10 protein-coding genes are annotated in these 12,300 nt (G+C 45.0%); 9 read left to right on the forward strand and 1 reads right to left on the reverse strand.

From position 1 onward, the window contains the following. Window positions 1–294 precede the first annotated feature (294 nt). The 7 genes from GK091_RS18395 (at window position 295) to GK091_RS18425 (ending at window position 9,729) form a co-directional block, all read left to right on the forward strand. On the forward strand, window positions 295–1,980 hold the full coding sequence (locus tag GK091_RS18395) for a beta strand repeat-containing protein (protein WP_317166323.1): 1,686 nt from the start codon (window positions 295–297) through the stop codon (window positions 1,978–1,980). Between the two features lies 1 nt (window position 1,981). Continuing rightward, entirely contained in the window at window positions 1,982–2,515 is a 534-nt protein-coding gene (locus tag GK091_RS18400; protein WP_164041358.1) for a T9SS type A sorting domain-containing protein, read from the forward strand. A gap of 164 nt (window positions 2,516–2,679) precedes the next feature. Then, window positions 2,680–4,203, forward strand: a complete 1,524-nt coding sequence (locus GK091_RS18405; RefSeq protein ID WP_164041359.1) for a capsule assembly Wzi family protein — start codon at window positions 2,680–2,682, stop codon at window positions 4,201–4,203. Window positions 4,204–4,392: 189 nt separating this feature from the next. After that, the gene (locus GK091_RS18410; protein ID WP_164041360.1) at window positions 4,393–5,772 is read left to right on the forward strand and encodes a sugar transferase; all 1,380 of its coding nucleotides are present in this window, start codon (window positions 4,393–4,395) and stop codon (window positions 5,770–5,772) included. 43 nt (window positions 5,773–5,815) lie between these two features. After that, window positions 5,816–7,372 (forward strand): capsule assembly Wzi family protein, encoded by a 1,557-nt coding sequence (locus GK091_RS18415; protein ID WP_164041361.1) that lies wholly within the window; start codon window positions 5,816–5,818, stop codon window positions 7,370–7,372. A 139-nt stretch (window positions 7,373–7,511) separates the two neighbouring features. Then, window positions 7,512–8,744: a serine hydrolase domain-containing protein gene (locus GK091_RS18420; RefSeq protein ID WP_246202317.1), complete on the forward strand. Its 1,233-nt coding sequence runs from the start codon at window positions 7,512–7,514 to the stop codon at window positions 8,742–8,744. A gap of 64 nt (window positions 8,745–8,808) precedes the next feature. Further along, a complete protein-coding gene (locus GK091_RS18425; RefSeq protein ID WP_170312752.1) occupies window positions 8,809–9,729 on the forward strand; it encodes an alpha/beta hydrolase in 921 nt (306 codons plus the stop codon). A gap of 2 nt (window positions 9,730–9,731) precedes the next feature. Here the strand turns inward: GK091_RS18425 and GK091_RS18430 are convergent, their stop codons facing one another. Beyond that, window positions 9,732–10,880, reverse strand: a complete 1,149-nt coding sequence (locus GK091_RS18430) for an acyltransferase family protein (RefSeq protein WP_164041363.1) — start codon at window positions 10,878–10,880, stop codon at window positions 9,732–9,734. A gap of 174 nt (window positions 10,881–11,054) precedes the next feature. On the opposite strand from GK091_RS18430, the gene GK091_RS18435 reads away from it, so the two are divergent. Together GK091_RS18435 and GK091_RS18440 are read left to right on the forward strand one after the other, a co-directional pair. Next, window positions 11,055–11,846: a matrixin family metalloprotease gene (locus GK091_RS18435; RefSeq protein ID WP_164041364.1), complete on the forward strand. Its 792-nt coding sequence runs from the start codon at window positions 11,055–11,057 to the stop codon at window positions 11,844–11,846. A 181-nt stretch (window positions 11,847–12,027) separates the two neighbouring features. Continuing rightward, window positions 12,028–12,297 carry a hypothetical protein gene (locus tag GK091_RS18440; protein ID WP_164041365.1) on the forward strand — a complete coding sequence of 90 codons (270 nt, stop codon included), beginning with the start codon at window positions 12,028–12,030 and terminating at the stop codon, window positions 12,295–12,297. Window positions 12,298–12,300: the final 3 nt, after the last annotated feature.

The following is a 12,300-nucleotide window of genomic DNA, read 5'->3' on the forward strand; positions in this document are numbered from 1 at the left end:
ACCTTGAAGCAGGAGCTAGTTTGCTTGTTTCAAGGTATGTTGAAGGCAGATTCTCGCATTACTGACTTGAACACAAAATAAATAGATTTAAGAGAATGTTGTGAAGTAACAAAACTCCCGCTACTATGTTTCTTATTGCAAAAATATGATACCTTTAGGAGACTATTAGAGCACATTAGTAGCCTTTTCGAGTTTATATGTTGAAAATTGTAGCCATCACTGGCTTGGATTGTGTACATAGTTAAGTAAGGGAATTTGTGGAGATAGTAATGTTTTATTTAAACTAAACAGAATGTGAAAATTTTTTTATTTGCATTTAGCTTTTGTTCCTTAAGTTTGACTGTTTTCGCTCAAACAAATTTTGTAGCCACTACACCTTCTTCGACTACTCCAGGGTCTGACAACACTTTGGTAGGGGTAGGAGCGGGAAATTTGAATATGAGCGGAGCCAGTAATTTATTCATTGGCCGTGGAACCGGCATTCAGAACATGGCTGGCACTCAAAATGCATTTTTGGGGGCTTTGGCTGGCAACCAGAATACGTCTGGTCAGAACAATTCTTTCGTGGGATACAGGTCGGGCTTCAGCAACAGTACGGGTAATAATAATACCTTTTTAGGGTCTGGGGCTGGCTATACGAATGGAACAGGTTATAACAATGCGTTTGCCGGCTATAACGCCGGGTACTTTAATTCACAGGGCAATTACAACGCGTTTTTCGGCAGCGGTGCCGGTTATGCTAACTCGCAAGGTAGCAGTAACACATTCATAGGAGCTGATGCTGGAAGTGCAAATACCACAGGGTCAGGCAATACCTATATGGGGTCGCTGTCAGGTGCGTCAGGTAATAATACAGCTCAAAATACCTTCGTTGGCGCTAACACGGGATCAAGTAATACCGGAATCGCAAATACATTTCTTGGATTTCAAGCAGGTCAGAATAATCAGTCTGGCGCCTATAACGTGTTTATTGGCTCATCGGCTGGTGCAAACAATACTGCAGGACTCAGTAATATGTTTCTAGGTCAGCAGGCAGGATTCAATAATACAACAGGTAACTACAACTTGTTTATGGGTAACAGCTCCGGAAGCGCTACCACAACTGGGATTGGAAATACTGCTATTGGAGATGGATCTTTACTGCGAAACAGTACAGGTATTCATAATTCTGCAATTGGTCAGTACGCAGGTGTTGAAAGTAAGGGAGATGAAAACGTCTTTATTGGTTTTGCTGCTGATGTAACGCCAGCTACCCCAAATTTGACAAATGTAGTCGCCATTGGTGCGCGAGCCAGAGTCAGTCAAAGTAACAGTATAGTATTAGGTGCCGGAGCAAATGTAGGTATTGGTACATCCGCTCCGGCTAATAAGTTGGAAATCACCCAAGGAAATTCGGGCAATAGTGGTTTACGCTTTACTAATTTGACTGCCTCCTCTACCGCTAGTGCTGTTAACCAAACAAAATTCTTAACAGTTAACGCGCAGGGAGATGTTATTCTGGGGAGCTTAAATGGTTCAGCGCGGATAGGTGCCGATGACGTATCTGATAATTGGCAGGTAATTGGTGAGAACATTCAAAATAGCAATACTGGTGGAGTTGTTATTGGCCCGGGAATCAGTAAAACTCCCGCGGGTTACCGGTTATACGTGGCTGATGGTGTATTGACAGAAAAAGTAAAAGTGGCTGTTAGAAGCACAAACGATTGGTCTGACCGGGTTTTTGAGAAGGGTTATCGATTAAAAAGCTTATCAGATGTTGAAACGTTTATTCGCCAATCGAAGCATTTGCCTGGAGTTCCATCGGCAGAGGAAGTTGTTAAGGAAGGTGTCGATGTAGGACAAATGCAGGCTAAACTACTTGAGAAAGTGGAAGAATTAACCTTGTACGTTATCAATCTGAAAAAGCAAAACGATGCTTTAACTCGGAAAAGCGCTCAATTGGAACATCGTCTTAACAAATTGAATACTAAACGCAAATAATATGAAACTATTATTTTTACTATTAGGATGTGGATTCGCTGTAAATAGCATGGGGCAGGCACCTGCCAATAACCTGCGTGTTCAATTGAGTTATGAACGAGCTGGTCAGTATATTCAGCAAGCCGTTGAAACAATAGAAGCTGTAAATGTAATTGGCACGGCTAGCACTGTTGATTACAAGGCTGGTCGTTCCGTAACGCTATCAACTGGTTTTGAAGCTAAATTAGGGAGCACATTCACCGCAGCTATCCAGCCAATAATTGGAGCTAATGAACTCGCGTTGGAGCTGAAAGCTTACCCCAATCCGTTCGATCATTCCACAAAAATAGATTATCTTCTCCCTGCTGACGGTAAAGTGAACCTATGGATAATAGATACACAGGGGAAAGTTGTTGGTCAGTTGGTGAAAGAAGAAAACCAATCTGCCGGTAGACACCAAATCGAGTGGAAACCCCAAAACATAGATGCTGGCGTGTATATTCCTATTATAGAGGCCAATCAACAAAAAGTAACAAGTCGTCTTATCAAAAAATAATTTCTACAACTTAATAAAGAAAGCCTGCGTGATAAACGTAGGCTTTCTTTATTTCTATTCATCACTTGTTCGGCACAATGGATTGAAAGAAGCCAGAATCACAATAAACATCGATTTAAGGCATTAATATTGTAAGTCTATTTATTCACTCACTTCGACAATCAATGCACTTCCGCTTAAAGTCGGGTCTTTTACTCTGTTTTGTTAGTGCCTCCATTATTTTAAAAGCACAATCTCTACGTCGACCTAATCACTACTCGGCTGAAGTAGGAACATACACTTCTTCATCAACCGAAACCCCGTTTTGGCTGAGGGCCAATCAATACGGTATTGTGCCGAATCGATCGTCAGCGTTGACATTCCGGGCTGGAGTATATAGCGATTATGATAGTGCCCGTCATAGCACTGGACACTGGCATGATTCAAAGTTTGACTTTGGCTATGGATTAAATGTAGTGGTCAACAATTCCCCAAATCAATTAGCGTATGAAAATACGGTTTTATTGCCAGAAGCGTACGTGAAAGTACGTCGGGGTATTTTTGAGTTATACATTGGGCGACAACGGGAGAAGTTTGGTCTGGCAGATTCAACGTTATCAACAGGCTCATACGCGTGGTCTGGCAATGCGATGCCAGTTCCTAAGATTCAGATTTCCATACCTGTCTTTACGCCTATTGGTTTTACGAAAGGCTGGCTTGCGGTTCAGGGAACGTTTGCGCATGGTTATCTGGATGCTAAAGGGTATATCAAAAATACCATGTTACATCAGAAATCACTGTATCTACGATTAGGGCGGGAACGGGATCCCATACGTATCTACGGAGGTATTAATCATCAAGCCGTTTGGGGTGGGCAAGCTACAGATCCTACAGGCATCCCAGGTACAATACCAGTAGGAGGCAAGTTACCGAATGGATTGTTGAACTATTTTTACGTGGTTACGACACTTAACTCCGGCCGTACTGATCCACAGCAATATAGCTTTTTTGATATGACAAACCGAGTTGGTAACCATTTGGGTTCGGTAGATATGGCGGTCGAACTGGATCTTGTTCGTCATACACTGTATTTATACCGTCAGAATTTATATGAAGATGGGTCGTTATTTTATTTGATCAACATTGCTGATGGGTTAAATGGATTACGCATTCGTAGGAATGATCCCGATGCTCTGGTCCGTGATATTCTGTTCGAGTTTTTGAACACCACCAGTCAGGGCGGCCCTGAATTTATTATCGATGATCCTGACAAACGGGGCAAAGATGATTATTTTAATCACCAGCAGTATCGAGATGGTTGGGCTTATCGACAGCATACGATCGGCACACCGTTCATCGCACCCGCACTCGGACCGCAGGATCAGTATCCGTATGGCACCTTTACCGCCAATAACAGAATGTATGTTTTTCATACAGGGCTCGCTGGCAGCCTGCCATGGCGAGGAACTATGCTGGCAGGCTTGATTTCGTACCAAATCAAGCTATCGTATAGTCGAAATCTAGGTACATATGATAATCCCTATCAACCTATCCGAAATCAATTTTCGGGATATGCCAGTATAGTAACCCCCCTCGCTATTCTAGGGGGTATCAATTTGACCGGGAGTATTGCTATTGATGAGGGAAAGCTCTATCAAAATGGGGTAGGAGGATATATCAGTTTGAAAAAAAACTGGTTATCTAGATAAAACAATAACCGTCTGGAATGTAGTAATAATCAGATCTTGTCAACAAATAGGATAAAAATTATTACATTGCGGGGCAATTTCTACAACCGTAGGATAATTTTAAGAAATACGGCCAGTTTCACTGCCTATATTCGCTCATCCAAGCATGATAAAGTTGTGAATTGTACCCGCACAGCAAACCAGTAAAAGATGAGGCATCGCTATTCCATATTATTCTTTCCGCTTCACATTATTGTCGACTTCCTAAGCCTGAACGCGGCTTTTGTAGGGGCGTATGGAATAAAGTTTGGAACAATCAATCCTATTTTCGAGCCACCTTATGCCACCTTATGGTGGGTCTTTAACTTAATTTGGCTGGCTGAAATCTTACTGTTTAAGCCTTATATTTTCCCTCGGCAGCTATTCAAAGCCGACCATTTAATCAAAAAGTTATTTATATTGATGGCCGTACATGTAGCCGTGTTGGCTATTTACTGGGTGGCTGTAAAAGGTTATTATTACTCAAGAGAGCATATCGCTATTACGTATGGGATATTTGCTGTATTGGGTATGGCCTTTCGTATTGGGGGGCTGATATTCCTGAAAGAATACCGGGCTCGGGGCTATAATAATCGAAAATACATAGTAGTCGGATATGGTAAATTAGCCACGACGATCAGAGGGTTTTATGACGCTCATCCCGAGATGGGATTTCATTTTTACGGTTACTTTGACGAACCGACAGCTGAAACATCGGACTTGCTTAGAGGTAATTATAACGAATTGCTGGATTATGTTCGTCTTAATCAGATAGACTGCGTTTATTGTTGTATGCCTTACATTGATAATAGTCGTCTAAAAGATATTGTAGATGATGCAGAAGATGTCGATTATCAGGTAAAACTATTGGTTGATTTCAGGGGATTTCTAGCACGTGGAGCTTCTGTCGAATACCACGACTTTCTGCCAGTTCTGAATTTGTCTTCGCAGATGCTGGTTGATTTTCAGGTGAATACCCTCAAACGCGGATTTGATATTGTGTTCTCCTTGGGAATAATAAGCTTAGGATTACCCTTTTTTGTATTGGTTGCTATTGTTACGTGGCTGAGCTCCAAAGGCCCAGTTCTTTATGCACAAGAACGCATTGGTCGTGAAGGGCGACCATTTCTCATCTATAAGTTTCGTAGCATGTATGTAAATGCGGAACAAGGGGGCCCAGTATTGTCAGGAGGAGATCGAGATAACCGGATTACGCCTTGGGGGCGTTTTATGCGGCAAACACGTTTGGATGAGTTACCCCAGTTTTATAATGTACTCCGCGGTGATATGTCAGTGGTGGGGCCAAGACCTGAACGGCAGTTTTTTATCGACCAGATTGTAGAGGTTGCTCCTGAATACAGGACACTCCTGAAGGTAAAGCCGGGTATCACGTCTATCGGGCAGATCAAGTTTGGCTACGCAGCCAGTATTGAAGAAATGGTGCAACGGCTACGGTATGACCTTCTTTATCCAGAACGCCGATCCTTTCTATTTGACATTTGGATTATCGCCCAGACGGTCCGGGTGATGGTGCAGGGCAGGGGCAAATAGCCGTTGTAATGGATTGGCACTAGGCTATCTTTTTCCTCACTTTATGAGAATTGCCCTTTTTAGTTTCTTTCTGCTTAGTTCGTTGTTTACACCCGGCACTGCCTCCTACGGTCAACGGATTACTCAGTATTCGGTAGAAGCAGGAGGGATGGCCTCTTCGAGTCAAACGCCGTTCTGGTTGAGAGCAAATCAATACGGTACTGTTCCACTAACTAATCCTTTACTGCGCCTGAATGTGAACTTGCATTCAGAATACCAACTTAGTGATAGCACAGGCAACCGCCCTAAAGCAGATTGGGGATACGGCCTAAACGTTGTCGCCAATGCTGGGCAGAGTAATCAGATTTTATTGGCTGAGGCCTATATTAAAACACGGCTGGGGGCATTTGAACTTTACGCTGGTCGTCGTAAAGAAGTTGTAGGTTTAGTCGATACGTTGCTGACAACTGGTGCCTATGCCTGGTCGGGTAACGCGCTGCCCATTCCAAAAATACAAATTGGTTTAACCTCTTATACGCCACTTCCATTTACAAAAGGTGTTATTTCTGTATTGGGAGCCTGGTCACATGGGTGGTTTGAAAACTCAGACCGGTTGGTAAAAGGATCCTATTTGCATCAAAAGTACTTTTATGCAAGGTTAGGTAAACCATCGTGGCGGGTTCGTTTATACGCAGGTTTTAATCATCAGGTAATCTGGGGAGGGTACGCCGATCCCAATGTGTTAGGGCCTGTAGTAGCCGTAGACGGAAAACTTCCATCGAGTTTACAGTATTATCCCAATGTTGTATTTGGTACACGCGGGAATGATTATCAAAACGACAATAATCTCACTTCCTTTGAGGACAATCGCATTGGTAACCATCTAGGATCACTCGATCTAGCAGCCGACGTTGACCTGAATGATTGGAATATTTATGCCTATCGGCAATTCCTATATGATGATGGTTCCTTGTTTTACGGCACTAACATACAGGATGGCTTGAATGGCTTACGTGTCAAAAATCGGAATCAGCCGACGGGAGACGCGTTTTTTCTGAGACAAATTACCTTGGAATATCTCTTTACTGGCAGTCAGGGTGGGCCCGAATTTGTTATCGACGATCCGAAACGCCGTGGTCGCGATAATTATTTTAACCATAGCCAGTTTGTCGATGGGTGGACTTATTTTGGCCGTACCATCGGTAGTCCTTTCTTGATGCCAAGGGCAGATGTGAACCCTAGTTTATCCACGTATAGCCCCGCTATTGCCAACAATCGGGTTAGTGCGTTCCACCTTGGCTTAAGTGCTTTGCTGTTCGACAAGGTGGATTTGACCACACGATTGTCATACAGCATCAACGCCGGAACCTACGATATACCTTTTATAACATTACCCCGTCAATTTTCCGGCTTGTTAAACGTCGCCGTGCCTGTCAATATACTGGGTGGTGCCAGCATCAATGGCTCTATTGCTGCCGACGTTGGGCAACTACTACCCGACAGTTTTGGCGCTTATCTGGGTATACGTAAGTCAGGTTTCTTAGGGAATAAACCGGCTCGGATGAGACCATATAGTGCGACCAGCAAGCGTTCAGGGTATTGGCCAGTGAATAATCGGTAGCGCTTAGTTAGGTATTAATCGTTAGTTTTTTAGTTAATTTCGAAAAGACTAGCAGTTGCTGCACAAGAACCGAGTTTATTTCTAAGTTTAAGGTATAGTAAGCGTAAAACGGTGCGTGAGGATGGTGCTGATGAATAAAATGTGGAGTGCAATAAGTGTTTTAGTTTTTCTAAACCTTATTATTTCCTGTGGACAAAGTACACAGAAACAGTTAGACAAATCGGCGAGTGCCCTGCGTACGTGTGCCGATGAACAACGTCTGACTGCCGACCAGCAAACGACTATCCGGCGACAAATTAATTCAGACGAAAAGACGCAGAAAATTGAGCGCATTTTTCAGCAGAAGGTCCGCGAAGGGTTCAATGGTAATGTTCTGGTCGCCCAAAAAGGGATGGTTTTGTACAAACATTGCTTTGGTCTGGGCCATTTTGAACGGGGTGAACGCGATACGTTGGTTGAAGACTCTAAATTTCAGCTGGCGTCGCTCTCGAAAACCTTTACCGCCGTTGGGACGCTCAAGCTGATTGAACTCGGCAAGCTCCAGTTCGAGGATACTATCCAGAAATTTTACCCCGACTTTCCTTACCACGGCATTACAATTCGCCAGTTGCTCAGTCATCGAAGTGGGCTGCCTAATTATGCCTACGCGTTTGATGATAGCATGAAGGTGAACTTTTACAAAAAGGAGAAACCCTACCCAAGTAATGCTACCATTATGCATTGGTTCGCTACCGTGAAACCCACTCCCAGGGCATACAATATTCCGGGACGCGGGTTTAGTTATAGCAATACTAACTACATGGTGCTGGCATCGATCATTGAAAAAGTTACGGGTAAAAGCTACGAATCGTATATTCACTCGGCTATCTTCGAACCCTTGGGTATGCACCAGACCTTTGTGGCGACCACTAAAAACGATTCACTGAATTACCATCGCACTGCGGGCTACCAATGGAACCGCCGAATTCCAAAAGACTATTACGACGATGTTGTAGGCGATAAGGGAATTTACTCCACTACTGGCGATCTATTTCGTTGGTACAGAGCTCTTAATGGTGACTGTGTGTTGCAGAAAAAGACGCTCCAGGAAGCTTTTATTCCCCGCAGCTTTGAAAAGAAAGGGGCCAAGAATTACGGGTATGGGTTCCGAATGATGCTGGACGAAGGAAATAAACCTGAATTTATATATCACTCCGGCTGGTGGAAAGGGTATAATACAATGTTCTGGTTCAGTCCTAAAGATGAATATGTCATCATCATGCTGGGCAACAAATACAATAAAACGGTCTACCGGGTCAAAGAACTCATTGATATCCTACACGGCGGTTCGAAGAGTAGCACAGAAGCTGAAGACGCAGAAGCTGAAATATGAGTAGAGCCGACCCCCTGGTCGGCTTTTCTGTTCTCCTATCATAGTCGTTAATCTGCTATCTTCTATGCGCACACTACTGGCCACTACGTTTCTAACTATGCTTTTCTCGCAAACTGTTCGTTCACAGGAAATTATCAAGCTATGGCCCGACGGAAACATTCCTAATGCCATTGCCGGAGTTCAAATTGACGAAAAAGCCGATCCGGGCAGTGATGGGATTATGCGGATCAGTAACGTATCGGTACCGACGCTTACCGCTTATATACCGACTAAGGAGAAAGCGACGGGTGCTGCTATTATGATTTGTCCCGGAGGGGGTTATTCAATTCTGGCATCGGGCCATGAGGGCGTAGACGTTGCCAAATGGTTCAATGAGATGGGTGTGACGGCTTTTGTGCTGAAATATCGCTTGCCCGATGCGAAACTAATGACGAACCAGCAGGAAGTGCCCCTTCTGGATGCGATGCAGGGGATGACGCTGATTCGGCAAAATGCAGCCAAATATGGCATCGACCCTACTAAAATTGGGGTTATGGGATTCTCGGCGGGAGGGCATCTGGCTTCAACGCTGGCAACACATTACAACCGGGGGCCTAAAGCGAGCGAACAGGCTAAACCGAATTTTGCTATACTGCTGTATCCGGTTGTGACGTTTGGTGAGAAAGCGCACACTGGCTCACGGGATAAGTTGCTGGGTAAACTCAATACATCCCCGGAATTGGTGGCTTATTATTCGAATGAATTACAGGTCACTAGTCAAACGCCACCAACGTTTCTCGTACACTCGGAGGACGATAAGGCGGTGCCGGTTGAAAATAGCATCAATTATTACCTGGCTTGTCTGAAGAACGGTGTTCCGGTCGAAATGCACTTGTATCCAACCGGCGGACATGGTTATGGGCTCCGTACCGCGAAGTTCGGATCGCTCAATACATGGCCCGAAACCTGCAAGGCTTGGTTGATGGCGTTGACCGCTACCAAGTAAAACTAGACCCGTAGAAAGACTTTTTTGGTATACAGAAAATAAAGAAAAAGCCATTTCACGGCCAGAAACGCGAGTGTTCCACCGACTAGCTGTATTGGCTCGCTGAAGAAGTGCAGGATGCCGCTAAACAGGAAATGCGCTGTATACTCGAAATCAATAACGCGATTCGCCAGATAGATCAGGATCGAATTCATGCCAATAACGATGAAGAAAAACGTCCATCGGCGCAGGTTCTGTATGTCGATAATCCAGTAAAACAGACTCAGCATTAGTAGACTCCAGCCACCGGCTACCAGTACGAATGAACTTGTCCAGAGGTTTTTGTTGACTGGAAAAACCAGATTCCACAGCCAACCCAACGCCAAGCAGGCAACGCCCCCAACGACGAGTCGCTGAAGTTTTTTGCCATCGCTTAAGCCAGCATATCGAAGGGCAGTTCCGGCAAATATGCCAAGCAACCCGGTGCAAATGGCTGGTAATGTAGATAGTAGCCCTTCGGGGTCATGAATGACTTTGTGTAATCGACCCGGCATAAACAAGCGATCTACATAACCGACTAGACTTCCCTCCATGCTTAGGTTTCCTGCCCCGAAGCCCGGTACAGGCACGAGCAATAGTAAGGCCCAGTAACCTAAAAGTATACCGGCAAAAATTCCGTAACGCGTCCGCTCGTTGCGAATATACAGGTAGATCAATTGGGCAAACATTCCTCCCAAACCAATACGGGCCAGTACGCTGCCGAACCGCATTTCGGCGATGGGTTTCTCGAAAAGTCCGTTGTTGTAAATAATTCCCAGCAGTACGAGAATTAGCCCGCGTATAATGACTTTGCGAGCTAGTTTTGACCGGCTATCGCCTTTGTCAAGCCGGCTGCCGAGTGAATAGGGGGTTGATACGCCTGCCAGAAAGAGAAAGAGCGGAAAAATACAGTCATAAGCACGAAATCCGTTCCACTGCGCGTGCGTCAACTGATCGGCCATGACTAACGCCCAGGCCCACCCAGTGGTTTTTGCCAGTACATGAATCACTTCTTCACCGCCCATAATCCAGAACATATCGAAGCCGCGTAGAGCATCAAGGGAAAGTAAGCGTCGGACGGGAGCAGGCTGAGCAACGGCAGGCTCCGGAGTGGCGACAGTAGAGGAGTGCATGAATGGGTCGTTTGGGACGAAAGCAATGATACGCAAAAAACAAAACCCGTCAAACCTGGTACAAACGGATCGATTGCATACGCTTAGTAAAAAGGGAATTTTTGATGACCAACGGATTAACGCCAGTTGTAAATTACCCGGTGGAGTCGCAGCTATTCGTTTCGATCCGTATGCATGAAAAACCTATCTACATCAATAATTTCCATTCTATTACTGGGTAGTTCGTTCTGGCAGTGCCAGGATCAGGACAAGATACCAGCTGCCTCCCCACAGGTGTATGTGAGCGCGGACCGGAATGAAGCCAGCCAGCGCCTGTCTAACGAGTGCGCCTTTCGGTATACCATTGCCAATTCGTCTGCTCAACTCGACAACAACAGCCAGCGGGAAGCCATCCGGGCTGGTTTTGCTATGTGGCAGAAAATGAGTCCAAATGTCAGCTTTCTGGAATTTGCAACTTCTGAGCGGGCCATTCTCTTTGTTCGTTTTGTAAACCCGGATCAGCTTCAGGCCAAGCCGATTGTCGTGTCGGAGGGCCTTCTACGTGGTCCGGCTATGATAGCATCGGCACTTCGGCAGGAAAGTAACGGCTCCTATACGATCCTGCTCAGTAACGATGTCAAGTGGAGTACCAACATGCTGACCCGGTCGATTGCCTATCATGCAGGATTATTGCTGGGTATGGCTACGTCCGCCGATGCGGGGGCACTCATGTCGCCGGTGATGCAAAATCGGATGGCCGTACCTATCAAAGCCGATTCGGTTGCGCTCAACCGGTTGTATGTATCGCCCTGTGCCAGTTACCTTAGCGAGCGCGACTCCGTTCAATTCAAAGTCGTGCTGAATAGTATAGACGTTTTTGAATGTAACAACTCGTTTACGACAGCAAAAGAAATCACAAGCGGACAGGCGCTGAAAATTGCCAGCTATCCGTTCCTTGATTATTTTAAAATCGTGACGACAAAATAAGGCGTTTTGGATATTGCTGTTGAGAACGTGCCCAGTAATGTAGGTGTACGTATTGTAGTGTACAATGCCGCAACACAGGGAATTGCGGATGACTATAACTATCAGGGTAAAAATATGTACTTGAGCTCTCTGGTTTGTGATGCTGGTACGTATTATGTGCTTATACGGAATGCTTATAGTGATGAGAACTCAGCGCTATAAGCATTGTAAGATAACACTGAATGATTCAGATATATTCGAGTGCAATAAATCATTCATCACCGCCAAACAGGTCAGTAGTGGGCAGGCCCTTAAAACCGCTGTTCATCCGGCTGGTGATGTAGACTTCTTCAAAATTGCGATTGCCAAACCAGGTGTATTAAGTGTTTCAACGGAAAATTTGCCTGGCGATGTTGGCCCACGTATTGCTCTAGCGCTGTCCCGGACTCTTAGTGAAGAAGAAGAATATTGACGG

The sequence above is a fragment of the Spirosoma agri genome (assembly GCF_010747415.1).
GTDB classification, from domain to species: domain Bacteria; phylum Bacteroidota; class Bacteroidia; order Cytophagales; family Spirosomataceae; genus Spirosoma; species Spirosoma agri.